The sequence below is a fragment of the Lacticaseibacillus mingshuiensis genome (genome assembly GCF_016861785.1).
GTDB lineage: Bacteria > Bacillota > Bacilli > Lactobacillales > Lactobacillaceae > Lacticaseibacillus > Lacticaseibacillus mingshuiensis.
Map to the genome: position 1 here is coordinate 78,672 of NZ_BOLS01000007.1, position 22,568 is coordinate 101,239.

The 22,568-nt window shown below is 55.3% G+C and carries 24 protein-coding genes; 17 read left to right on the top strand and 7 right to left on the bottom strand.

Translation table 11 applies throughout. The features are described 5' to 3' along the window. Positions 1-108: 108 nt before the first annotated feature. On the bottom strand, positions 109-720 hold the full coding sequence (locus JUE67_RS05915; protein WP_203626484.1) for a DUF975 family protein: 612 nt from the start codon (positions 718-720) through the stop codon (positions 109-111). Positions 721-810: 90 nt separating this feature from the next. On the opposite strand from JUE67_RS05915, the gene JUE67_RS05920 reads away from it, so the two are divergent. Further along, the gene (locus JUE67_RS05920) at positions 811-1,266 is read left to right on the top strand and encodes a GNAT family N-acetyltransferase (protein ID WP_203626483.1); all 456 of its coding nucleotides are present in this window, start codon (positions 811-813) and stop codon (positions 1,264-1,266) included. Between the two features lie 22 nt (positions 1,267-1,288). Here the strand turns inward: JUE67_RS05920 and JUE67_RS05925 are convergent, their stop codons facing one another. The 3 genes from JUE67_RS05925 to JUE67_RS05935 form a co-directional block, all read right to left on the bottom strand. Next, positions 1,289-1,597: a hypothetical protein gene (locus JUE67_RS05925; RefSeq protein ID WP_203637058.1), complete on the bottom strand. Its 309-nt coding sequence runs from the start codon at positions 1,595-1,597 to the stop codon at positions 1,289-1,291. Positions 1,598-1,785: 188 nt separating this feature from the next. Beyond that, positions 1,786-2,316 (bottom strand): dihydrofolate reductase family protein, encoded by a 531-nt coding sequence (locus JUE67_RS05930; RefSeq protein WP_125698348.1) that lies wholly within the window; start codon positions 2,314-2,316, stop codon positions 1,786-1,788. A gap of 229 nt (positions 2,317-2,545) precedes the next feature. Beyond that, on the bottom strand, positions 2,546-3,727 hold the full coding sequence (locus JUE67_RS05935; protein ID WP_203626481.1) for an NADH-dependent flavin oxidoreductase: 1,182 nt from the start codon (positions 3,725-3,727) through the stop codon (positions 2,546-2,548). A gap of 141 nt (positions 3,728-3,868) precedes the next feature. Between JUE67_RS05935 and JUE67_RS05940 the strand changes: the two genes are divergently transcribed. Next, on the top strand, positions 3,869-4,240 hold the full coding sequence (locus JUE67_RS05940; protein WP_203626480.1) for a winged helix-turn-helix transcriptional regulator: 372 nt from the start codon (positions 3,869-3,871) through the stop codon (positions 4,238-4,240). Positions 4,241-4,243: 3 nt separating this feature from the next. Here JUE67_RS05940 and JUE67_RS05945 read toward each other — a convergent pair whose 3' ends face one another. Then, entirely contained in the window at positions 4,244-4,753 is a 510-nt protein-coding gene (locus JUE67_RS05945; protein WP_203626479.1) for a YbhB/YbcL family Raf kinase inhibitor-like protein, read from the bottom strand. An 80-nt stretch (positions 4,754-4,833) separates the two neighbouring features. Between JUE67_RS05945 and JUE67_RS05950 the strand changes: the two genes are divergently transcribed. From JUE67_RS05950 to JUE67_RS05970, 5 genes are all read left to right on the top strand, one after another. Continuing rightward, positions 4,834-5,610: a PHP domain-containing protein gene (locus tag JUE67_RS05950; RefSeq protein WP_225877889.1), complete on the top strand. Its 777-nt coding sequence runs from the start codon at positions 4,834-4,836 to the stop codon at positions 5,608-5,610. Between the two features lie 9 nt (positions 5,611-5,619). Further along, a complete protein-coding gene (locus tag JUE67_RS05955; protein ID WP_203626478.1) occupies positions 5,620-6,570 on the top strand; it encodes a hypothetical protein in 951 nt (316 codons plus the stop codon). A gap of 485 nt (positions 6,571-7,055) precedes the next feature. Further along, complete coding sequence (locus JUE67_RS05960; RefSeq protein WP_203626477.1) at positions 7,056-7,757, top strand: NAD-dependent protein deacylase; 702 nt, start codon at positions 7,056-7,058, stop codon at positions 7,755-7,757. Positions 7,758-7,831: 74 nt separating this feature from the next. After that, positions 7,832-8,419: a TMEM175 family protein gene (locus JUE67_RS05965; RefSeq protein WP_203626476.1), complete on the top strand. Its 588-nt coding sequence runs from the start codon at positions 7,832-7,834 to the stop codon at positions 8,417-8,419. 242 nt (positions 8,420-8,661) lie between these two features. After that, entirely contained in the window at positions 8,662-9,075 is a 414-nt protein-coding gene (locus JUE67_RS05970) for a VOC family protein (RefSeq protein WP_203626475.1), read from the top strand. Positions 9,076-9,387: 312 nt separating this feature from the next. Here JUE67_RS05970 and JUE67_RS05975 read toward each other — a convergent pair whose 3' ends face one another. After that, positions 9,388-10,536, bottom strand: coding sequence for an ABC transporter ATP-binding protein (locus JUE67_RS05975; protein WP_203626474.1), 1,149 nt, complete (start codon positions 10,534-10,536; stop codon positions 9,388-9,390). Between the two features lie 185 nt (positions 10,537-10,721). Between JUE67_RS05975 and JUE67_RS05980 the strand changes: the two genes are divergently transcribed. The 4 genes from JUE67_RS05980 (at position 10,722) to metG (ending at position 17,093) form a co-directional block, all read left to right on the top strand. Beyond that, positions 10,722-11,186 (top strand): NUDIX domain-containing protein, encoded by a 465-nt coding sequence (locus JUE67_RS05980; RefSeq protein WP_203626473.1) that lies wholly within the window; start codon positions 10,722-10,724, stop codon positions 11,184-11,186. After that, positions 11,183-12,016 carry a DUF72 domain-containing protein gene (locus JUE67_RS05985; RefSeq protein WP_203626472.1) on the top strand — a complete coding sequence of 278 codons (834 nt, stop codon included), beginning with the start codon at positions 11,183-11,185 and terminating at the stop codon, positions 12,014-12,016. Before JUE67_RS05980 ends, JUE67_RS05985 begins: the two co-directional genes overlap by 4 nt. A gap of 717 nt (positions 12,017-12,733) precedes the next feature. Continuing rightward, positions 12,734-13,372: a TetR/AcrR family transcriptional regulator gene (locus tag JUE67_RS05990; protein ID WP_203626471.1), complete on the top strand. Its 639-nt coding sequence runs from the start codon at positions 12,734-12,736 to the stop codon at positions 13,370-13,372. Positions 13,373-15,116: 1,744 nt separating this feature from the next. Continuing rightward, positions 15,117-17,093 (top strand): methionine--tRNA ligase, encoded by a 1,977-nt coding sequence (metG, locus tag JUE67_RS05995; protein ID WP_125698522.1) that lies wholly within the window; start codon positions 15,117-15,119, stop codon positions 17,091-17,093. Positions 17,094-17,203: 110 nt separating this feature from the next. Here metG and JUE67_RS06000 read toward each other — a convergent pair whose 3' ends face one another. Then, complete coding sequence (locus tag JUE67_RS06000) at positions 17,204-17,965, bottom strand: DeoR/GlpR family DNA-binding transcription regulator (RefSeq protein ID WP_203637059.1); 762 nt, start codon at positions 17,963-17,965, stop codon at positions 17,204-17,206. A gap of 364 nt (positions 17,966-18,329) precedes the next feature. Between JUE67_RS06000 and JUE67_RS06005 the strand changes: the two genes are divergently transcribed. From JUE67_RS06005 to JUE67_RS06030, 6 genes are all read left to right on the top strand, one after another. Continuing rightward, positions 18,330-18,647: a hypothetical protein gene (locus JUE67_RS06005; RefSeq protein WP_203637060.1), complete on the top strand. Its 318-nt coding sequence runs from the start codon at positions 18,330-18,332 to the stop codon at positions 18,645-18,647. 60 nt (positions 18,648-18,707) lie between these two features. Further along, positions 18,708-19,289, top strand: a complete 582-nt coding sequence (locus JUE67_RS06010) for a hypothetical protein (protein WP_203626469.1) — start codon at positions 18,708-18,710, stop codon at positions 19,287-19,289. 607 nt (positions 19,290-19,896) lie between these two features. Continuing rightward, positions 19,897-20,676: a TatD family hydrolase gene (locus JUE67_RS06015; RefSeq protein ID WP_203626468.1), complete on the top strand. Its 780-nt coding sequence runs from the start codon at positions 19,897-19,899 to the stop codon at positions 20,674-20,676. After that, positions 20,673-21,239, top strand: coding sequence for a ribonuclease M5 (gene rnmV / locus JUE67_RS06020; RefSeq protein ID WP_203637061.1), 567 nt, complete (start codon positions 20,673-20,675; stop codon positions 21,237-21,239). The genes JUE67_RS06015 and rnmV overlap by 4 nt, the downstream gene beginning before the upstream one ends. Continuing rightward, entirely contained in the window at positions 21,232-22,119 is an 888-nt protein-coding gene (gene rsmA, locus JUE67_RS06025; RefSeq protein WP_203626466.1) for a 16S rRNA (adenine(1518)-N(6)/adenine(1519)-N(6))-dimethyltransferase RsmA, read from the top strand. The genes rnmV and rsmA overlap by 8 nt, the downstream gene beginning before the upstream one ends. A 140-nt stretch (positions 22,120-22,259) precedes the next feature. Next, positions 22,260-22,511 (top strand): Veg family protein, encoded by a 252-nt coding sequence (locus tag JUE67_RS06030; protein WP_125698266.1) that lies wholly within the window; start codon positions 22,260-22,262, stop codon positions 22,509-22,511. Positions 22,512-22,568 lie beyond the last annotated feature (57 nt).

A 22,568-nucleotide genomic window follows, 5' to 3' on the forward strand; every position in this document is an offset into this window, starting at 1 on the left:
AAACAAAAAAAGAGGTCACATGGCCTCTTTTTGATTCGTACTAGTCTTGAACTGGACGGCATGCGCTCAAACGCGCATAGTGGCGAGGAGGATGCCGTCTATTTTTCCTTAATAGGCAGGCTCGTCCGTCGCTTCCGTGAAGTGCGCGCCGACCAGGTTGCGGTAGTAGACCGCGTTGGTGGTGTGGATGTACGGGGCGAGCCAGAAGAGGCCGATGCCGAGGGTCGGGATGCACAGAAGGGCCCAGCCGATGAAGCTCAGCTGCAGGACGAAGTATTCCATCTTGTGGCCGACCATCAGCTCGCGGCTGGCGGTGATGGCATCGGTCGCGTCGATCTGGCGGCCCGCGGCGATCCAGTCGCGCAGGATGTAGTTGGCCTGCGAATAGCTAAGCCCCTTGATGATCCCCGGCACGAAGAACAACAGGGTCCACAGGAACGTGAAGACCTGGGTGAGCAGGGTGGTCAGAAAAACGGCCATCGCGTTGCCACTGGTGAAGCCGGAAAACATGCCGTTGATGATGCCATTTGGGCGGCGCTGATCGACCAGATCCAGGAAGGAAAAGGCGATACCGGCGTCGATCATCAACGCGACGATGCCGATCGTGATGCTGCCGATCAAGCTGGCCATGATGCCACCGACGAAGACGATCAGGACCCCCCAGCCCCAATTGCCGCGGAGTGACGCTTTTGCTTGTGCTTTGATTTCTGCGCGTGTCATATGAAGATCCTCCAAGTATTGAATTTAGGGCGATAATACCATAATTTAGGTTCGAATAACAGAAAAACGTTGTGCGAAAGGGTTAACGACATGAAGATGAGACCAGTGAGGCCGGGCGATGCGGCCATTCTAACAGAATTGAGAGAAAAAACGTTGGCCGCGTTGACCTTAGCGCCAGAAGTCCAGGCTTTTATCGCCCACACTGAACCGGTTGACGAGCGGGTGCTGGCCCGTGATCTGGTCGGGCGGGTGCTGATGGTGGCGAAACGCCCGGTCGCTTTTTACCGGGTGACGGCGCAGGACAGCGCGACCGCGGTGTTAGACGAGCTGTTTGTGGACCCCGCCTTTCAGAACCAAGGCATCGGCCAACTGCTGTTTACGGATGCGGTGCGCCAGGCGCGGTTGGCCGGAAAAACAGAATTGAGCCTGCTGGCACTGCCGACCGCTGAAGGTTTTTACCGCAAGATGGGGATGTTCCCGGACCGCGGTTTTTCGCCGATGGCTCAGCCGGAGTTGCAGCTGCTGGTTTATGCCATGCGGTTGTAGGCGGGGACTGGGCGACGCCGCATTAGTGGCCGCGGGCATCCGACGCCCATTTGTGCGGATGGGGATGGCGCGCACGATACCGTTCTTCCAGTTTGTCCTCGATCAGGATGACAACCAGCAGGGGCGGCCCAAACAGCATGAACGCCTGCAGGATACTCGTGGTGAAAAACATGCCCAGCGTCAGACACGGAATGATGACGATTGCGACCAGGCGGACAAGCAAGTCGATCTTGCGTTTGCGAAGCCAGCGTTTGTCGGCAGCTGTGGCTTCAACCGATTGTTTGGCGCGAATCTGTTCAGTGGCTTCTTCGATGGTGCGACGTTTGGTCATTGTCACGGGGCATCCCTTCCTTTGAATTAGATGATAGCGCATTTGGGGTCGTGACACCGTCATTTTTTTCGGATGTGGCCCTCATTATTTTCGGAAGAGACACGGTGATTATTTTCGCCCCCGGTCCACGGTTTTCAGCCCACGCAAAAGGCGGCCATTTTGTCGGCCGCCTTTTGTGTGGAAATGAGTTACTTGAGCACTTCATAGGTCAGGGTGACGAACTGGTCGTTTTGCTTGGCGTTGAGCAACTTGAGCGGAATGTCGGTCAGGTTGCTTGCGACCAAGCTGACACCGTCGCCCAGCAGCACTGGCGCGATCGTGATGATCAGCTTATCGATCAATTTTTCCTTGAGCAAGTCGGTGAAGATATCCGCCCCGCCGACGAGCCAGATGCCCTTCCCCTTTTTTTCCTTCAATTGCCGGACGAATTGCGGGATGTTGCCCGCGACCACGGTGGTCGGATCGTCGGTATCATGCAGGGTGGTCGAAAAGACATAGCTCTCTTTATCGCTGTATGGGTAGGTGCCTGCAAGATGCAGCTTCCGCTGATACGTCATGCGGCCCATCAATACAGTGTCGATGCTGCTATAAAAATCCTGATACGCAGCGTCTTGGGCACTGGAGTCGAACTTACTGAGGAACCCGGTGCCGCCGTCCTTTTCGGCGATGAAGCCGTCGAGACTTTCGGCCAAGTACAAGATCACTTGTCGTTCTGCCATAAATGCCACCCTCTTCTTTCTTGATACGTTCAGTATAGCACAAAAGAAAGCGCATTCACTAGGGGCGCGGGAAAAAGGGCATGCGTCAGTGGGTTTACTTCACGCCGCCTGGGGTGACTGGGCATTTTTCAGTCAGCGAGCCCCTTCGGAGTGAATTTGGGCATTTATTGTTGAGGCTGGTAACCTGAGTTCTTCGTCGCTCTGTTGCTTCTATTAAAGTGCCTACCGCTCACAATTTTTCCTCAAATCCCTCCATTGGCGCCAGGCGGGCTTGGTAGTCTGTTGGCTTGGCGGCGTCTGTCGTGAAGTGCATGACGGACTTGAAGGCGGTGCTCAGGTAGACTTGCATGACGGGCGGAATCGCGAGGCGGGTCATGTCCGCCGGAGACAGGGTGGTGCGGATGCTGGCGGCGTCTCCGCGCTCGACTTTTTGTACCCAGTTGGGCTCACGCAGAAGCTCGCGGCCCAGCACGGCGAAATCGGCACCGGTTCTCAGCGCATCATCAGCGTCCTCGGGCTGCTCGATCGCGCCGACGCCCAGCAGTGGCAAGTGGCCCTGCGTGATCTCGGTGAAGTGGCGCAGAATCGGCGTGGTATCTGTTTTGTCACTCAGTGAGGTCCGCTTGTAGCTGCCCATCGACAGATGCAGGTAATCCACCTTGTCGCGAATCTGCTCCGCGAAAAATAGGGAGTCGGCGAGGCGAATGCCCGGGGTCTCGATTTCCTCTGGTGACAGCCGGTACCCAACGATAAAGGGCTGGGTCGCGGTACTGGCCGCTTTACGCACAGCCGCGATCACGGCGAGGGCAAAATGCATGCGGCCGGCGCGATCGCCGCCCCATTGATCGGTGCGCTGGTTGGCGTTCGGCGAGAAAAATTGTTGCAGGAGATACGTATTGGCCCCGTGCAACTCCACGCCATCAAAGCCGGCCTTGATCGCGCGAGTCGTCGCTTCCCCAAAGGCGGTGATGGTCGTCTCGATCTCCGCTTCGGTCATCGCGCGCGGGGTGTCGGAGTCGGCTGGATATGAGGCCGCAATGGCGCTGGCGCTGACGGGCTGGGCGCCGCGCAGGACTTTGCGCGTACTTTTCCGGCCGGCGTGAAAGATCTGCAGAATCGCCTTGGTGCCATTTTGGTGAATGGCGGACGCCACGCGGGCAAGCCCGGGAATCATGTCATCGCTGGCGACGGACAGCTCGCCTTCAAAGCCTTTGCCCAGCGCAGTCACATTGGCCACCCCGGTGATGATCATCCCAGGTCCGCCGGCACGCGTGGCATAATAATTGACCTCGTCGCTGGTGACCATGCCGTTATAGAAGCTGGTCATCGTGGTCATGGGACTCATTACGATGCGATTTTTCACCGTGAGCCCATTCTTAAATTGGTACCCGTTTAGAAAATTGTTAGTCATTTGACCCTCCATAAACGCGGACTTATTTTTCGTTAGTAACACCGCGATGTTTTCAGTATAATGGGAGCAGATAAAAAGGCCAGTACCCACTTTTGAGTCGGATACCCACCTTTTGGAAAGAAATGGGACGCGGAGGCGAACATGACAACTTATCATATGGGCATCGAAGCAACACTTGCGGTGATCGGCGGCAAATGGAAGCCGCTGATTCTATGTTTTCTGGGCACCGGCGCCAAACGCCCTGGCGAGTTGCGCCGGCAGATGGCGCCAATTACAGAGAAGATGTTGACGCAGCAATTGCGCGAGCTCGCGCGCGATGGCATCATTTCGCGGACGGTTTTTCCGCAGGTTCCGCCGAAAGTCGAATATGCGTTGACCGAGCGGGGCAAAAGTCTGCGGGAAGTCCTGATCGCGATGTCCAAATGGGGCGAAAACGCGATCGCGGCGCGGCAGGCGGCGGGGGAAGCAGTGACCTTGCAGCACCCGGACCACAACGGCTACCTGCAGTATTGACGCTCAGTTGCGAGACGGGATGTCGCGGGTCGCGGTGGCCAAAATGTGGCCCTGCATCGCGTGGCGCAGCTCGTTGAACCAAAAGCCGGTGGTCAGCGGCAATGCGGTGTCCAGCGCGAACACGATCAGCGTGTAATCGTGCACCTTGTCTGGGGGCTGTGGACCCACGTAGCCGATCTTGATCTTGTCATCCGGGTTGTTGACTAGGTGGCCGGCGTTTGAGTTGCGGCCATTGATCAGCGCGATCTCACCGCTGCGACTGGCGTTTTCCGGCAAGGTCGTTTGCGCGGCGGAAATGTTGGCCGCGGTCCAGTGGATCCATGGAAAACCGGAGACCGGTACGGCATCAAAATCGATCAGAAGCAGCGCAAACGTTTTGGCGTCTGCCGGGGCGTCTTCGATGGTGAACGGAAAACTGGTGATCGGGTGGGCCGCATACAGGTCGGCGCCGGTCGCGTGTTTGCCATAGCGGTCCGGTAACAATCCATTTTCTAATGCAATGTTTATCTTCATTTATTGTGCTTCCCTTCTTGAAACGGTACCCTTATTATACCGCAGCAAAACCGCTGCCACCCACAGTCAGGAGGGTCATCATGTACTATGACCAGCATGTGCACACCTATTTTTCCTTCGACTCGCAGGCGCCATTCGAGGGCTACTTGCACCAGAGCCAGGCGCCGCTTGTTACCACTGACCATCTCGAAATGGCCAATCCCGATGATGCGGGGCACAACGATCTGCCGGATCAATTGGCCTATCAACAAAAGCGCGCCGAGCTGCGTGGGGCGTTTCCAAACCGCATTCTGACGGGCGTCGAGTGCGGATACTATGCACCTTGCCTCAAAGAGACGTATGATTACCTGCGGCGCGCCGACTACGATCTGGTGCTGTTGTCATTTCATCACGATGGGCACCATGATTTCCAGGATGATTATTTTAAGTCCGTGCCCAAGCGCGCCCATGTGGAAAATTATTACCAGCTGATGGCCGCCGGGGTGGCCGAATTCGAAGGCGCGGATGTGCTGGCCCATTTTGATTATGGGTTGCGCGTGCTGGATGTGACACCGGCGGAGCTGACCGCCTGGGTGAAACCGCAATTGATGGCGATCTTTCGCATGGCGGTGGCCAAACACCTCGCCTTTGAGGTCAACACCAAGTCGATGTTTTTATGGGGCAATGAGGCGCTGTATGAAACGGCGCTGCCGTGGTATCAAGAAGCTGGCGGGACGCTGTTCACGCTTGGGTCGGACGCCCACAGCAATGATAAGTATGAGATGGATTTTGACCGGGCCAAGGCGTTTTTGCACCGGCATGGCGTGACGCAATTGGCCACGTACCAGCAGCACACGCCGCATCTGGTCGATTTTTAGGAGGAAGCTATGGCAGAGATCGAGAATCCGCAACTACAGGAACTGTTTGACGAGGTGCAAAAAGGGTATGCGATGCCGATTCATGTCGAGATCGCCGGCCCGGCTAGCGGTGTGTTGACGCATGACCAATCGCACCAAAAACTGGAAGCTGATGGCAGTGTGACCGTCCAGATCACCGACACGACCGCGGTGGATTACACGCTGAGCCATGAGCTCTTGCACATGTATTTCACTACCCAAGATGTGCCACTGCCGCAATATCAATTATTGACAGGCGACCCGAGCCTCGACCGCCAATTTTACGCGACGTCGACGGCGCTGTACGATGCCGCGATGCATGTGCTGGTCACCGGCTGGCAACGCGACCACGGGCTGATCACGGAAGAAGTCGAGGCCCAGGTTCAGGCCGGGTTTGATCAGCTGACGCCAAAAGAGTCCCCGGAAACGGAAAATTTGGTGGTCTTTCGCATTATGTCCCTGCTGGATCTCATGGTCTTTCGCCAGGGCGGGTCGGCCGCGGACCAAGATCGGTGGCGTACCGATTTTCCAGAGACGGCGCCGCTTGCCTTTGGGTTGTTTGGCGTGATCATGGATAAGCCGCTGGATGCGCCGACGCGGGTGCGGCGGACGGTCGTGAATTTGTTCAAGATGTTCGAGGAGATCGTCCAGCAGCTGGGCTACGAACCGCCGGCGAACACGGAATTTGTGTCTCTGCCGCCGATTTTGTCGCCCCGGCAGTTGCGGCTGTCTTTGAATCAGCTGTTTGATCTGAAGCACAGCGATTTCCGCAACCGCGAGACGAAGCACCGGGGGTATGTTGCGCTGGGCAAGGGCGACGACCAAAACGCGTTCGTTCTGCCGCTTGTCGACCCGAAGCCAGAAGACTTCCGCAAGATGTACCAGCAGCCTTTGGAAGATATTTTGAAGAAGTATGATGTGTTGTATGGGGTTCGGAATTAAATCTTTGTAGGGCGCCCGGTGGGCTTACGGGTGGGCGGCGGCCAGAAATCGGCTGGCGACCGTAGTAGAGCGCCCAAGTGACTTTGAGCCCGCAAAGGTCGCGGTCTCAAAGCTCACTTTCGGTGTAAGCGGCACAGCCGCTAACACCGACGAGGGGGCTTGATTCGGGCGTTAGGCGTTTACGCCTTACGCCCGGACATGCGAAGCGAGCCGTTTTCGGCCGGAGCCCACCCTACATCCAGCACTGAAGTTATGGAGTTCGAATCCTGCCATACAGTCATACTTCTGTGGGATATGTTACTCCTGGTTACTGGTACATCTTCCGGCGTTCCGGTTCAAAATGGGCATCGTCTTGCGTCGTTCCTTTGGCGATTCGATGTGTCTTCGCAGCTTTTGTCTTCAAGCCGAACTTGCCAACTTATTTCTTCCTATCACTTCACTCATGCCGACAAGTCTTGTTGTATTCACCTAAGGAGGGGCCGTTGATGTTTGATCTTCAAGGGGCGATCGATCAGGCGCAGTTTGTCACGTTTTTGACTGGGGCCGGGGTGTCCACTGCTTCTGGGATTCCGGATTATCGCAGTAAGGGCGGGCTTTACTCGGATATGGTCAGCCCGGAGTATGCGTTGTCGGCGGATAATCTCAGGGATCATCCGGATGATTTTTACCAATGGGTCAAGGCGCATATGTATTATCCGGAAGCGCGGCCGAATATTATTCATGAAAAAATGGCGGCGATCACGAATGCCAAGGGGGCGATCGTGACGCAGAATGTGGACGGGCTCCACACGCAAGCGGGCGCGAAAAATGTGGTCGAGTTTCACGGCAACTTGTATCGGCTGCATTGTCAGACTTGTGGGCAGGCAATCGATTATCAGACCTATCTGGCCAGTGAGTTTCATACGGCGGATGGCGGGGTGATTCGGCCGGATATTGTGTTGTATGGCGAACAGATCGCGCCCCGAGTGATCGATGCGGCACTTGAAGCGGTGAATGCGGCGGACCTGATCGTGGTGGTCGGGACGAGTTTTCAGGTTTATCCGTTTGCCGGGCTGATTCAAGGCGTAGATCCGATGACGACCTTGGTTGCGGTGAATCGCGAAGCCATTGATCTGCCGTATGGCGCGCATATGGTGGTCGGGGATGCGGTGAAGGTTTTTGAGGACCTACAAGTCACGCCGGCATAACTCGATTTATCAAAATATGACGGTAAGCGCCGTTATTTTTCTGATATGATTGGTCATACTGTGAGGTGAAGCGCATGTCCAAGCAACGACTCGAGGCCTTTACTGACGGGGTCATCGCCATTATTATCACGATCATGGTGTTGGAATTACGGCCGCCAGAAAGTGGCCAGCTCGGCGCGTTATGGGGCGAGCGGTATGTGTTTTTGATCTATGCGATCTCCTTTTTTAACGTGGCCGTTTATTGGAACAATCATCACCATTTATTTCAGATCGTGAAACGCGTCAGCGGTGGCGTGTTATGGGCGAATATGTTTTTCCTGTTCGGACTGTCCCTGATTCCATTCGTGACATCCTGGGTCGGCGCCAATCATGTCGCGGATTACGGGCCGGAGATGTCATACGGGATCGTGATTCTCGTGATCGATATCGCGTATTACATCCTGATTCGGACGCTCATCCGGTTGGACCGGCGGAATCAGGACATCATGAGCCTGGTTGGGCGCGGGTATTACAAGCCGATCGCCTCGATCATTTTGAACGTGATCGCGATCCTTGCGGCGTTCATTTGGCCGACGCTCACGATCATCTTGGACATGGTGACGTTGCTGTTGTGGATCAAACCGGAGCGGCGCATCGAGCAACACCTCCAGAAAAATGACTAGGAGGACATTCGGATATGGGAACGCCATTCTTGGCAATTTTGATCGTTTTGGCCATCGCAATCGTCGCGCTTGTCGTGACGCTGGTGATGCATCTGAAACGGCGCAAGCAACAATAAGAGACCGGCGCATCTTTCGCGAGGTGCGCTTTTTTTGCTCGCATTTTGCGAGATTTGGCTTAGCGAAAAATCGGGTGGTGACGGATAATTGAGGGAGCGTTATATTTTCGGAGGAGGACGATCACCATGACCACAACAAAACAAACAAAACCGACTCAGGCAGCCACCCGCTTGGCCGGTATCAATATCATTTCCGCAGACCCATTGCGGCTCGCGGATTTTTACCAGCGGGTGCTCGGCGCACAGGTCGTGAATGATCCGGCACATGGCGGCCCGGATCGCATTGAGATCTGGTTTGGCGGGCCCGATGACGGCCATGTATTTATCACGGTCAACCGTGATCCGGCCTTTTCGCCAACGCAGACGCAAGCGTGTCAGGGCTTTGAGCTGCGTGTCAGCGATGCGAACGCCGAGTACGCGCGCATCACGGCGATGGGCGTCGCAGTGCCCGAAGCGCCGCGTGATCTGCCGTGGGGGTATCGGTATTTTGAGGTGAAGGACCCGGATGGCAATGGGGTCGATCTGGTGCAGGCGCTGTGAGCTGAGTGATTGGGATTTTACCCGAGGCTTCGCCTAGAGGTGGGCGGAGATCTGGCTATTTTTTCAAAAAGCCCAAGACGCAAAAATCCCTGTACGGGTGCATTAATGTTACTGCAGTGTCGTGGGCCAAATGTCTGGGTCCGAGCAGCTAAGGTTCCAATCACCTGGTCCAAAGAGCGGACCTGGCGCTTGGAACACTTACCTGTCGGACCCAAGAACGACATTTGGCCCACTTCCATAAAAATAGCACCCGCAAGCCGACACTTGCGAGTGCTATTTGTTTAAGGGGTTTAGCTGGTTTGAAACTCGGAATTAAGCCTTTGCCTGTTCGTCAGTCATGGCTTGTTCTTCTTCTTCGGTGACGATCGCAGCGGTCGTGTCCTTGTCGAAGAAGTGCGCCTTGTTGATGTCAAAGCCAAGGTCAACCTTGTCGCCAGGGTTGTGGAAGTCACGCGCGTCAACAGTCGCGGTGAATTCGGTGCCATCTACACGGCTGTACAGCTGGGAAGTTGCACCGAGCAATTCGGAAACAACAACTTCGACGTGAACCGTTGCGCCAGGCCAGGTCTCGATGAAGGCTTCTTCAGCATGGATGTCTTCTGGACGAATACCGAAGACAACTTCCTTGCCATCGTAGCCGCGATCGTTCAAGACTTTTGCACGACCTTCTGGCAGGGTCAGGTTCAAACCGGTGCCATCGGAGATCTTGCCGTCTTTGTAGGTGACGTTGAAGAAGTTCATCGCAGGGGAGCCCATGAACCCGGCAACGAATTCGTTGCGAGGGTTGTCATAAACTTCAGCCGGGGTGCCGATCTGCTGGATCTTACCAACAGACATAACAACAACACGGTCCGCCATGGTCATCGCTTCGATCTGGTCATGGGTAACATAGATCGTGGTGGTGTTCAGACGCTGGTGCAGCTTGGCGATTTCGCTACGCATGGAAACACGGAGCTTGGCATCCAAGTTAGACAGCGGCTCGTCCATCAGGAAGATAGGTGCATCACGGACGATCGCACGGCCCAGGGCAACACGCTGACGCTGGCCACCAGACAAGTCGGCAGGCTTGCGTTCCAGGAATTCGGTCAGGCCCAAGATGTTAGCCGCATAGTCGACCCGCTTCTTGATATCGTCCTTGGCGTATTTACGCAGCTTCAGACCAAAGGCCATGTTGTCGAACACGGTCATATGCGGATACAGCGCGTAGTTCTGGAAAACCATCGCGATATCGCGGTCCTTTGGTGCAACGTCGTTCATGATCTTGTCGTTGATCTTCAGTTCGCCTTTGGTAATGTCCTCCAGCCCGGCGATCATACGCAGGGTGGTGGACTTCCCGCAGCCAGAAGGGCCAACGAAAACGATGAACTCTTTGTCCTTAACGTGAAGGTTGAAGTCCATAACAGCGTAGTCGTCGCCGTCATCGTACTCCTTATAAATGTGCTCGAGATCGATATTAACCATGATTAGCTCTCCTAACAAAATTAGAATAGGAACCTTGTTTACATGACTAAGTATACGATGTAAGCGGTTCACCTCGCAGTGGCAACCCTTACAATATTTGCCGGCGCATTTTGGGCACATTGCCGAAGAATTCGCCAAAGTGCCCAAGGGGGATATGCTACACTGGGTCGTGGAAGGTGAAAAAGATGAAGCAACTGACTTTGATTCTGGTGGCCACGCCGACCGGACTGCTCGTGATCAACCGCAAAAAGCCCCCGTATCAAGGCTGCTGGAATGCGCTCGGCGGCAAAGTTGAACCGGGTGAAACACCGGCAGTTGGGGCGGCGCGCGAACTATTTGAAGAAAGCGGCCTGCGCGTGTCGCCAGAAGCGCTCACCACATGCGGGCTGGTCCACTGGCACGTCGATGGCAAGCCCCGCGGTGATCTCTTCCTATATACATGCACCACGGCGACTGCGATGTCCCTGCCGACCGCCACGCGTGAGGGCGTGCTCATGACTTTTTCCCCGGATTGGTTGGCGGATCCACGGAATCTTGGCGTCGTGCCGGATCTGCAGGCGATGCTCCCGCTATTTTTCGCTGGCAAAAACGGGGAGTGGACCAGCCGCTTCGCTGGTGACCAGTTCCTCGGCTTGGAGGCGACGTCATGATCCTCGTTGGCCTGACCGCCGTTGCTGAGCATCCCGACCTCGCGCCGAATGGCAAAGCGAGCACGCTGAGCGACATCGCGACCGTTTTCCCCGTGGTTGAAATGGACACGACTTTCTATCATATTCCAGGTGAAAAAACGGTGCGGAATTGGCAGCGGCAGGTGCCGCCGACGTTTCAGTTCATCGTGAAGGCGACGGCCACCATGACCCAACACGAACCGCTGCCTGCCGACACCGACCGCCGCGAGCCATTTATTCAGCTGCGCGCCAGCCTTCAGTCGTTGATCGACGCCAAGCAGCTGACCGCGATCTTGTTTCAACTGCCGCCGTGGTTTGGCGCGACCGCCGACAACATCGCCTACCTAAAATGGGTGCGGACGCAGTATCCGGACTTGCCGATCGCAATCGAGTTGCGGGACGGCTCTTGGCTCAGTCCTAAATTTCGCAATTCGACCCTCGCATTGTGGCGTCAGCTCGATTTTATTAATGTGGTCGTCGACGAGCCTCAGGTGCCAGGCAATCCTGTCCCCCTGGTTCCCGAAGTCACGAATCCGACCTGCGCGATCATGCGCTTGCACGGGCGCAACTTGATGGGTTGGCTCAAACAGGGCGCAGCTTGGCGCGGCGAGCGCACGAATTACCGCTACTCGGACGACGAGTTGACGGTGCTTGGTGAAACGGCCATGAAGCTTGCGGCGGGCGCCAAACAGGTCTTTGTCATTTTCAACAATAACGGCCACCAAGATGCCTCACCCGACGCCCAGCGATTTATTGCCCAGCAGGGATTGCAGTTCACCGGATTGGCCCCGCGGCAGCTGGACTTGTTTTGAGGATGGGACGCGGACGGGCGGCGAGGGAAGTAATGTGATGGCATCACATTTGGGCATACTCGGAAAGTATTGTGACCGCATCACACATGGGTGCACGCGAGAAGTAATGTGATGGCGTTACACCCGGGCGCACGCGAAAAATAATGTGATGGCGTCACACTCGGGCGTGCGCGAAAAGTCAGGTGATGACGTCGCCCCCGGACGTGCACAAAAAGTAATGTGATGGGGTCACACGCCCACGATCGCCCGCGAAAAGTAATGTGATGGCGTCACACACGGGCGTCGCGAGAAGTAATGTGACCGCATCACACTGGGTAGGCATGGAAAGTAATGTGATGCCATCACACCTAAGACGTACGACCAAAAGTCGGGTGTGATCGCGTCGCTGCGAACCCCCAACAAAAATGGGATACCATCACACCCTGTGCTGTCCTCAAAAAAGTAATGTGACCACATCACACTGATCTTGCCCCTGCAAGTTCGGGTGTGATGTGGTCACATTTTTGTTTGTCTCGATTGCGGAAAAGATGGCACGGGGCGCTACTTTTTCGTGAGACCCCAAAAAGTTTTGTGATGGCGTCACACCGCATCACAACTGGATTTCTTGGGTCTTTGTCTCGCCACACGACTTTCTGTGAGCATATTGTTAGGTATTTTTCGAAACTGGCGGTACATTCAGGTCGGAGACATCAAACAGTGACTAGGAGGCGAGTTGTGATGGCAGATAACAAAACAAATTTCGCGCCGACTGGCATGAACAGTCAGCTCGAGGCAATACTGAACGCGACGATCGATGCGTTGCGAACACAGGATTATGCGCAGATCACTTTTCATGACCTCGAAAATCGGACCGGCATCAAATATATGACGATCAAAAGGCGATTTAATTCAAAGGCCGAGTTATTCGCAGCGGTACAGTTACACGAGTTGAAACGCGTTGGACCGGCATTTGTCAAAGTGCTGGATCCGGAGAATGATAATCTCTTGCGCAGCTACGTCAACCGTGCTGTGAAGGAAGAGGTCCCGCTGTTCAAAGTCATGATCACACTGCCGGGACTATCGCTGGATGATTTTTCCTTGGCGGCGCGGACTCGGTTGGATGAAGAATTAGGCCCACAGTATCAGAAATTGGTCACACAGCTGAGGACGGCGCATCGCTATATCGGCAAAAATGAGGCGATTGGGCTGGTGCATTTCGGGCTTGCCCTGATGGCGATCGCGTGCGAGCAGAACCGGCATCAACAAACTGATTACCAGATCGCGGACACGTTACTGGCGCTGTTGCATCTTTATCAAGGGCGCATCTATAAAGGATTAGAGACGCCGGGTTTGCGGCAACCCCGGCGTCCGCAGTAAAAAGTTTTGGCTCTCCTCCTGTTTGGTTGGCAAACTCTTTCGTATAAAAAATGGTAGTGGCTGGTCGAGTCAGTGGCCAGCCTTTTTGGTGTGATGGCATCACACTATCTCACACGCCCGAGCCTTGGGGGATGTGGTCGGTAGCGTTCGGCTGACCGCTTTTTCGGTGCCGATTTTGCCATCGAAAACGTTGATCTGACGGCATTCTTGACTCGTCGGTGAGCCAATGAAGAATGCGTGTTACGAGCTATTTGTTAAAACCGCGCTAGACCGGCTTTTTGAGCCACACAAACCGGTCGTCAGAGACGCATTAGAAGGTGTGATTCGGGGGATTATTCAGTTTTTGGCTTGAACGTGACCTTTGAATGCGCGTGGGACGTTTCAGGCGACGACTTGAGAACGGGCGCTACCGGCCGAACTTTTGTGAGGGCATCACACTAGTTCGCAGACGATTGCAGTGGCGGCGTCAACACTTGCATACTCCTGGTATATAGGTGTTGTGATCCGCTCTCAAAAGAGGCCAATCGACATACCCGGGGTACGCGGCCTGGATTTCCCCGATGCGCCGACGACAAATAATGTGATGGCATCACACTTGTTTGAAGGGAGTTCACCGGGCACGGGTGTCTGACTGACGTACTCCCGGTATGCGGGTCTCGATTTCCCGGGAAATGGCGAAAAGTAATGTGACCGCATCACACCAGCGCAACGGCTCTGCCCGGGGCAGTAATGGGATCGTATGGACTTTGAGCCTGCGAATATCGCAATATCCAACAATAACTCGCGTACTCAGGGTATGCGAATGTCGTTTTTGCTGTCAAAAGAGGTCGATCGGCATATCAGGGTACGCGGCTTTCGATTCCCCGATACACTGTAGCAAAATGGTGTGACGGCATCACACCAACATCAAAGTGCAGGGCTCGGTCGTGCAGATCTTATGGACTCAGAGTCCGCGAATATGACAATATCGAACGGAAACCCCGAAATTCGCGGACCCGGGGTTCATAGAGTAAAAAGGCCCCGGGGGTCTGCGCTAACAAATAATGTGATGGCATCACACCGGTTTGAAGGTGTTCAATGCGGGCGTGACTGACTGGCAGACTCCCGGTATGCGGATGTCCTAATTTACTGTCAAAAGCAGTCCATCAGCATACCCGGAGTACGCACCTCCGATATGGAGGTAAAAACAATGTGATAGCATCACACCGGTTTGTCCATGGTGGCGTAGGGCGCAACTAATGTCACCGCATCACACAAGATCCGGACGCGCCCGAAAGCGCACGCAACTATTGTCACCGCATCACACAAGATACGCACGCGGCCGAAAGCTCACGCAACTAATGTCACCGCATCACACAAGATTCGGACGCCCCCCAGAAAGCTCGCGCAACTAATGTCACCGCATCACACAAAATCCGGACGCCCGCCGAAAGCTTACGCAACTATTGTCACTGCATCACACAAAATCAGCACGCTCCCCCGAAAGCTCACGCAACTAATGTCACCGCGTCACACTAGATGCCCACCCGCCAGAAGACTCCGCAAATAATGTGACCCCATCACACCAGTTACCAGCGCACGCCTCAAATTATCCCCAGCGAAGATTCACCGCCGCGCCAATTTCTGGAAAGCCACTGAAAACAAGCGGCGGCCTATGCTATACTGAAAGCTAACTAAGACTTTTTTGTCGGGCGGCGCGAGTCATTTCCCGCGTCGTACCTTTTGCTGCAGGAGGCACATTTTCATGGCTAAACCTACGTTCTATGTCACGACGCCGATCTATTATCCGTCGGGCAAATTGCACATCGGCAACGCGTACACCACCATCGCGGCGGACGTTTTGGCACGTTACAAGCGGCTGATGGGCTACGATGTCTTTTTCCTGACCGGGACTGACGAGCACGGTCTGAAGATCGAGCAGAAAGCGGACGAGCTCGGCATCACCCCGCAAGCTTATGTCGACGGCATGGTGACGCAGATCAAACAGCTGTGGAAAATGCTTGAGATCACCAATGATAAATTTATTCGTACGACGGACCCAGAACATGTGGCCGCGGTGCAAAAGATCGTTGAGCGCCTGATCAAACAGGGGGATGTTTACCTCGGCGAGTACACGGGCTGGTATTCGGTCGAAGACGAGGAGTATTTCACCGAACCGCAGCTGGCGGAAGTTTATCGCGACAAGGACGGCAAAGTGATCGGCGGCAAGGCACCATCCGGCCATGAGGTGCAGCTGGTCAAGGAAGAGAGTTATTTCTTCCGGATGAGCAAGTACAGTGAGCGGTTGCTCCAGTTCTATGATGAGCATCCTGATTTTATTCAGCCAGCGTCCCGCAAAAATGAAATGATCAATAATTTCATCAAGCCGGGTCTGGAAGATCTTGCGATGAGCCGCACCAGTTTCAACTGGGGCGTGCCGATTCCGGAAAATCCAAAGCACGTGGTCTACGTGTGGGTCGATGCGCTGCTCAACTATATCACCGCGCTGGGTTATGGCTCGGATGACCAGACGCTGTTTGATAAATATTGGCCGGCTAATATTCAACTGATCGGCAAGGAGATCGTCCGCTTCCATACCATCTATTGGCCAATCATTTTGATGGCGCTGGGCCTGCCGATTCCAAAGAAGATCTACGGCCATGGCTGGCTGGTGATGAAGGACGGCAAGATGTCCAAGTCCAAGGGCAACGCGATCTATCCTGAGATGCTCGTGGAGCGTTACGGGCTGGATGCGCTGCGGTATTATCTGATGCGCGCCATTCCGTTTGGCAACGACGGCATCTTCACGCCGGAGGACTTCATCGATCGCATCAATTTTGATCTGGCAAACGACTTGGGCAACTTGCTCAACCGGACCGTTGCCATGATCAACAAGTATGAAGGCGGCGTGCTGCCGGAATTGCTGGCGGACAAGACGCCATTTGATAGCGATCTGGAAAAGGTGGCCGCCCAAACTCTGGGTGACTACAACAAGTTGATGGATAACCTGCAGTTCTCCGACGCATTGGATGCGGCGTGGAAACTGGTGGCCCGCGCGAACAAGTATATTGATGAGACTGAACCGTGGACGCTGGCCAAGGACCCGGCGGACAAGGAAAAACTTGATTCTGTCATGGGCCACTTGGCAGAAAGTCTGCGGCTGATCGCGCTGCTCGTGCAGCCGATCATGACGCACGCACCCCGTCAAATGTTCGGCCAGCTTGGGCTGGACGATCAGGACGAGGCGCAAGAGACGCTTGAGTGGGGGCATCTGCCGGCCGGCAACAAGGTAGCCGAGCAGGGCACACCTATTTTTCCGCGGCTTGACGCGGAGGAAGAGGTCGCGTTCATCAAGTCGCAGATGCAGCCGCCGAAGAAGTTGGCGACGGTCGATGAGAAGACGCGCAAGGGCGAGATCGGCATCGAGGCGTTCGACAAGAGCGAGATCCGGGTCGCGGAAATTCTGAATGTTGAGAAGGTGCACGGCGCGGACAAGCTCTTGAAGTTCACGCTGGACGCCGGCGACGAGGGCACGCGGCAGATCTTGTCGGGCATCGCCAAGTTCTATCCGGAATTCACGAAGCTCAAGGGTAAAAAGGTGCTGGCGGTGGTCAATCTCAAGCCGCGCAAGCTGAAGGGCGAGATGTCGGAAGGCATGTTGCTGTCGGCCGAGGACAACGAGGGCAAGATCACGTTGGTCGAGGTTCCGGCTGGCCTGCAAAATGGGTCGCTGATCGGGTAGTTTAAGTTGAATGGATATGAAAAAATCGACTCGCGGGTGCGGGTCGATTTTTTGTGTGGATCTTGAGGCGCGGGATATTGGCTTGGGACCTAAGCGCTCGGCTACGCACCCTATTTTGCCATGTGCACGGTGGTCAATGCGGCGTATGGGGCGAGGGCGGCTTCGTCTGCGCCGTCGTCTGTGATCAGGCCGCTGATCTGGTCGAGGGTATAGAAGGTATAAAAATCTTGCTGATCGAGTTTGCTATGGTCGCATACGACGAAGGTGGCGTGCGCATTTTTCAACGCGATGCGCAGGGTCTGGCCTTCTTCGGGACTGGTGGTGGTGATCAGCTCCTTGTTGATGCCATTGGCGCCGACGAAGGCTTTGTCAAAGCGCAGGCGTTCGAGGACCTCGTTGGCAAGGCTGCCGGCAAAGGCGCCTGAGCGTGCGCGGTAGGTGCCACCGATCAGCTGAAGGTCGACGCGACGGCCCAAGCGCTGAAAGCTTTCGAACACTTGCAGCGCGTTGGTGATAAAACGTACATCAGTTGCCTCGATGTAAGGGGCAATCAATTCCAGCGTGGTGCCGGAGCCGATGAAGATCGTGTCGCCGTCATCGATCATATCTGCGGCGAGGCGCGCAATCGCCGTTTTGGCAGGGACTTCCAGTTGGCGTTTTTCGTCGTGACTGCGCTCGGGCATGTGCGCCAGTCCGCGACTTTGCGCGCCGCCGTGGATCCGGATCAGCGCATTTTCCGCCGCGAGTTCATCGAGGTCCCGCCGCACGGTCATGGTGGACACCCCAAGCGTTTCACCGATTTCGCTGACGGTCACGATTCCCTTTTTTTCAACCAGCGACTTGATCGTAATGAGCCGTTCGCGCTTGAGCATTGTCGTCACACCTTTTCCATTGTTTGTGAGTTCTTGTTCGTTCCTGTTGACGTTAGCACGCTTTTCTCAAAATCACAAGTAAATTGCGCCAAACGAACAATGGGGCGAGATCTTCAAATACGGAGACGAGTGACCAGTCTATTACTTCAGTTGACACAGGCAAAAACTGCTCACGCTACAACGCTGCCTGGGGAAATCGGGCGCTTGCTTGATAGCGTTGAGATTCTATTATTCGGAGCCACAGCGAAAGAGCGAGAAATCGCGTCAAGGATTCCTAAATCGTCGTGCCGGCCGAAACTGTTCGTAGAATCTCGATGGAGCAAGAATAATAAAGGCAAGCCGCTGTTAACTCGTCGTGCTCGCGGTGGCTATTCTGCTTATCGTCGACACCACGCTTCAAACGGTGTGGCAAATTGCCGGGGAAAATGCGACGATTGTGTGCCAATACGAGCGCGGCGCGATGTCCCTGACCAGCCTCTTGTTAGATGTGCCCGTCAGCCAAAAAGTAATTGCCAAAAAGGATGCAACATACTGGCAACTGATCCACGCCGAACATTCACGGCAGGCGGCACGTACTCGCCGCTTTCACCGGTGGTTTGGCTATGTGGGTCGATGCCCGCGTCCAGTCAAATCACTTTTGCGAGTGAGGCGACACCTCAGAAAAAATAGTTTCGGCGGCTGACTAATCTTCACACACACGCCACATTTGCGGGGTACACTTGCCCTACATATGGAGGCAATCATGACAACAACAGCGAATCTTATTTTTCAAGGCGCCATGCTTGTGGCGATACTGTGCGCATTTCTCAGCCTGCGCCTCAAAAAACAGGCGGACAAACAGGCACCATCCCTGACCAAGACGCTTGGCCTCTCCAAACTCGAGACGTGGCGCTACAACCAACGCCTTCAACTCGCGCTCGTCGACCTCGATAACGCGCTGTTCACAAGCCAAACCCGTCTTGGCCTTTCAGCAATGGCCATGATGGTCACGCTCGGCGGCTGGCTTGCCGTGACCCTTGAACTGGAAGTCCACCTCGCGCGCCTGTGCGTCTGGTCGGTGCTCGTCATGGCTGGTTATCTCTGGTTCACCCGCACCAGCTGGACACGTCGAGCCAAAAACCTCGCCGCCATCGACCAGATGCTTGAAAAAGACCCAGACCAGGCCGCCAGTTTTTCCATCACCAAAGCGGGCCAGGCAAAAGGCAAAGCAGTCGAAGGTAAACGCAAATTAGCCGCGATTCTGGTCATCATTGGCCTCACCGTTATCGTCCTCGCCCGCATCTACCTCGACATCGCCACCATCCAGGCAAACACCTTGCATTGATCGCCTTTATAATAGAAGAAAAAACGCGCACACAACCGAAAAACCAGCCGCAAAGCCTTGTAGGAAAAGGGCTTGCGGCTGGTTTTTTGCGTGTGGAACGTGTCGAATCCGTGGCGATTGCGACAGATTATGGCGCGTGAGAGATAGGCGGAAGGCGGCGTAGGGCGAAGAAATGCGCCGACAGAAGGGGACAGCAAGCGAATTTTAGAAACAGTATCAATGCGTAAATGTCATTTGATTTCTGCCAAGCATCTTCCACAACCGGGAAGGCAAATCTACTTCTGTATTTCTGCAGTGCTGGATATGAGGTGGGCTTCGGCCGAAAATGGCTCGCTTCGCATGTCTGGGCGTAAGGCGTAAACGCCTAACGCCCAGAGCAAGCCCCCTCGTCGGCGTTGGCGGCTATGCCGCCTACGCCGAAAGTGAGCTTTGAGACCGCGACCTTCGCGGGCTCAAAGTCACTTGTCCGCTCTACTCCGGTCGCCAGCCAGTTTCTGGCCGAAGCTCACCCGGGCGCTTTCTCCAAATCCGACAGTGAAAATCCGGGTCGATTTGCCGGCCCGGTTGCTGGCAAGTATAATGGCAGGAGACGAATGAGGTGTACAACATGGAGATCTTTGATTCACATACCCATCTAAACGACACGCCGTACTTGGGCCACGAAGCAGAATACGTCCAGCAGGCACACGACCTAGGCGTCACCGAAATGGCGATCGTCGGCTCAGACACCGTGCTGAATGACGGGGCCCTGCGCCTGGCGCACAGCTTTTCAAACCTCTACGCGATCATTGGCTGGCATCCCGAATCCAGCAAAGATTACGATCAGGCCAAAGAAAATCAGCTGATCCAAGACCTCGCCGATCCAAAAGTGGTCGCACTAGGGGAGATCGGACTGGATTATCACTGGGACACCAGCCCGCGTGAGACCCAGCGCCGTGTTTTTGCCCGCCAGCTCGCCATCGCACGTGACTTGCACATTCCCGTGTCGATTCACACCCGCGAGGCCTTCGACGACACTTATCGCATCATGCAGGAAGCACATTTTGACCAGATCGGCGGCATCATGCACAGCTTCACCGGCGACGGCGAATGGGCCAAGAAGTTCCTTGACCTCGGCGCGTATGTCTCCTATTCCGGCATTGTCAGTTTCAAAAATGCGCCTGAGGAACACGAAAGCGTGCAGGTCATTCCCGAAGACCGCTTGCTGGTCGAAACGGACGCGCCTTATCTAACCCCGGCGCCGTACCGCGGACGGCCGAACCAGCCAGCCTATACCCGCTATGTGGTTGAGGCCGTGGCTAACTTGCGCGGCGACACGCCGGAACATATCGCCGCGATCACTCGGGCAAACGCCCACCGTATTTTTAACCTAAAGGAGAACAATTGAGTCCATTTAAACAGATCATCGTGGTCGAGGGCCGTGACGACACGAAACGACTGACCGAGGCATTCGGCAAGATTGATACGATCGAAACGCGCGGCAGCGCCATCGATGACAAAACGCTGGATGTGATCAAAAAGGCGCAGGAAACGCGCGGCGTGATTGTGCTCACGGATCCGGATTTCCCGGGCGAAAAGATTCGCAAAACCATCAGCGCTCATGTGCCCGGCGTTCAGCACGCTTTTTTGCCAAGAGGCGAGGCAGCCCCGGATGGTCCAGGCTCGCTTGGGGTCGAGCACGCCAGCCCGGCTGCGCTGAAGGCTGCGCTGGAGGCGGTGGCGACGCCGAGTGAGGACGCGCCGCAACTCTTCGACCAAAGCGACTTACAGGCAGCCGGGCTGATCGGCGGTGCCGGGTCCCGCGCCAAACGTGAGCGGCTGGGGGAGCTGCTCCACATCGGCTACACCAATGGCAAGCAGCTCGTCCATCGCTTGCAGGCATTCGGCATCACACGCACGCAATTGACCGACGCGCTCGCCCAGCTCGACAAGGAGGCTTCACATGACTGACGTATTACCGATCGTCGCGCCCGAACGCACCCGCGCGATTTTGAAGGCCCATGGGTTTCGCTTGAAAAAACGGCTCGGGCAAAATTTTCTGACCGTCCCCAAAGTCTTGGCGCGCATCGTGACCGCGGCGCAACTGACCGAAGCGGATGACGTGATCGAGATCGGACCCGGAATCGGCGCGCTCACCGAATTTTTAGCTGGTAGTGCAGGCCGGGTGCTGGCCATTGAGATCGACCCGCAGCTCCTGCCTGTTTTGGCCGACACCATGGCACCGTATGATAACGTGCAGGTGGTGGAAGGCGACGTGCTCAAGCTCGACTTGCCGGCGCTGGTCGAGGAAAAATTGCCGGGATCAACGCGCCTCAAAGTGGTCGCCAACCTCCCGTACTACATCACGACGCCGATCTTGATGCACCTGCTTCAAAGCGACCTGCCACTCGCCGGTCTGACCGTGATGATGCAAAAAGAAGTCGCGGATCGCTTGACGGCGCGGCCGAGCACCAAAGATTACGGTAGTCTCTCCATCGCTGTGCAACAAAACATGCATGTCGCGGTGGCGTTTGATGTCAGCCGCAAGTCCTTTGTCCCAGCCCCGAATGTCGATTCGGCCATCGTGACGTTGACTCGCCGCGCCCAGCCACTGGCCGAAGTCACTGATCAGGAATCCTTTGATAAGCTGGTCCGAGGCGGCTTTGCGGCCCGGCGCAAAACACTTTGGAATAATCTTATCAACCTTTATGGAAAAACGGACGCGGTCAAAGAAAAAATTTCTTTGGCACTGCAGGATTGCAATATTGAGGCAAGCACGCGGGCTGAAACACTTGATATTCCGGCATTTGCGGCTCTTAGCAACGCCCTTTTTGCCCGCGACGTTCGATAACGCAAAATGATGAGAAAAAGCTAAGAAAAGCGACCACGGCGCGGGTTTGCGAGCGTTTTTTGTTGCGCGGCTTGCATGGCAATGGTATAATTGCAAATTTCTTGCGAATCTGTTATGATGTTAACTAAGAGGTGAAGTGCATGCCAATCACGTTAGCGAGCATCAAGCAGCAACTCGATTCCAAGATCGGTGAAAATGTCACAGTCGTCGCCCAAGCAGGTCGCAAAAAAGTGACCCGCCGGCGCGGCACGCTCAAAGAAACTTACCCGGCCGTTTTTGTTGTCGCACTCGACCAAGACGAGAACTCATTCGAACGCGTTTCCTACAGTTATGCCGATCTTCTCACCAAATCAATTCAGATCACATTTGATGACGAAGAGAAAGCATCCTAAAACTAAATACCGATTGACCCGCAGCGGAAGTTGAAGCTGCGGGTTTTTTCGTGGGGA

What these genes read in the sequence shown, in the direction of transcription:
- JUE67_RS05955 (WP_203626478.1), top strand. Translation starts at nt 5,620, where the DNA reads ATGGCAGAGATCGAGAATCCGCAACTACAGGAACTGTTTGACGAGGTG.
- metG (WP_125698522.1), top strand. Translation starts at nt 15,117, where the DNA reads ATGGCTAAACCTACGTTCTATGTCACGACGCCGATCTATTATCCGTCG.
- JUE67_RS05950 (WP_225877889.1), top strand. Translation starts at nt 4,834, where the DNA reads ATGTACTATGACCAGCATGTGCACACCTATTTTTCCTTCGACTCGCAG.
- JUE67_RS05965 (WP_203626476.1), top strand. Translation starts at nt 7,832, where the DNA reads ATGTCCAAGCAACGACTCGAGGCCTTTACTGACGGGGTCATCGCCATT.
- JUE67_RS05925 (WP_203637058.1), bottom strand. Translation starts at nt 1,597, where the DNA reads ATGACCAAACGTCGCACCATCGAAGAAGCCACTGAACAGATTCGCGCC.
- JUE67_RS05985 (WP_203626472.1), top strand. Translation starts at nt 11,183, where the DNA reads ATGATCCTCGTTGGCCTGACCGCCGTTGCTGAGCATCCCGACCTCGCG.
- JUE67_RS05990 (WP_203626471.1), top strand. Translation starts at nt 12,734, where the DNA reads ATGGCAGATAACAAAACAAATTTCGCGCCGACTGGCATGAACAGTCAG.
- JUE67_RS05960 (WP_203626477.1), top strand. Translation starts at nt 7,056, where the DNA reads ATGTTTGATCTTCAAGGGGCGATCGATCAGGCGCAGTTTGTCACGTTT.
- JUE67_RS06015 (WP_203626468.1), top strand. Translation starts at nt 19,897, where the DNA reads ATGGAGATCTTTGATTCACATACCCATCTAAACGACACGCCGTACTTG.
- JUE67_RS06000 (WP_203637059.1), bottom strand. Translation starts at nt 17,965, where the DNA reads ATGCTCAAGCGCGAACGGCTCATTACGATCAAGTCGCTGGTTGAAAAA.
- JUE67_RS05940 (WP_203626480.1), top strand. Translation starts at nt 3,869, where the DNA reads ATGACAACTTATCATATGGGCATCGAAGCAACACTTGCGGTGATCGGC.
- JUE67_RS05930 (WP_125698348.1), bottom strand. Translation starts at nt 2,316, where the DNA reads ATGGCAGAACGACAAGTGATCTTGTACTTGGCCGAAAGTCTCGACGGC.
- JUE67_RS05920 (WP_203626483.1), top strand. Translation starts at nt 811, where the DNA reads ATGAAGATGAGACCAGTGAGGCCGGGCGATGCGGCCATTCTAACAGAA.
- rsmA (WP_203626466.1), top strand. Translation starts at nt 21,232, where the DNA reads ATGACTGACGTATTACCGATCGTCGCGCCCGAACGCACCCGCGCGATT.
- JUE67_RS05975 (WP_203626474.1), bottom strand. Translation starts at nt 10,536, where the DNA reads ATGGTTAATATCGATCTCGAGCACATTTATAAGGAGTACGATGACGGC.
- JUE67_RS05935 (WP_203626481.1), bottom strand. Translation starts at nt 3,727, where the DNA reads ATGACTAACAATTTTCTAAACGGGTACCAATTTAAGAATGGGCTCACG.
- JUE67_RS05970 (WP_203626475.1), top strand. Translation starts at nt 8,662, where the DNA reads ATGACCACAACAAAACAAACAAAACCGACTCAGGCAGCCACCCGCTTG.
- JUE67_RS05945 (WP_203626479.1), bottom strand. Translation starts at nt 4,753, where the DNA reads ATGAAGATAAACATTGCATTAGAAAATGGATTGTTACCGGACCGCTAT.
- JUE67_RS06030 (WP_125698266.1), top strand. Translation starts at nt 22,260, where the DNA reads ATGCCAATCACGTTAGCGAGCATCAAGCAGCAACTCGATTCCAAGATC.
- JUE67_RS05915 (WP_203626484.1), bottom strand. Translation starts at nt 720, where the DNA reads ATGACACGCGCAGAAATCAAAGCACAAGCAAAAGCGTCACTCCGCGGC.
- JUE67_RS05980 (WP_203626473.1), top strand. Translation starts at nt 10,722, where the DNA reads ATGAAGCAACTGACTTTGATTCTGGTGGCCACGCCGACCGGACTGCTC.
- JUE67_RS06010 (WP_203626469.1), top strand. Translation starts at nt 18,708, where the DNA reads ATGACAACAACAGCGAATCTTATTTTTCAAGGCGCCATGCTTGTGGCG.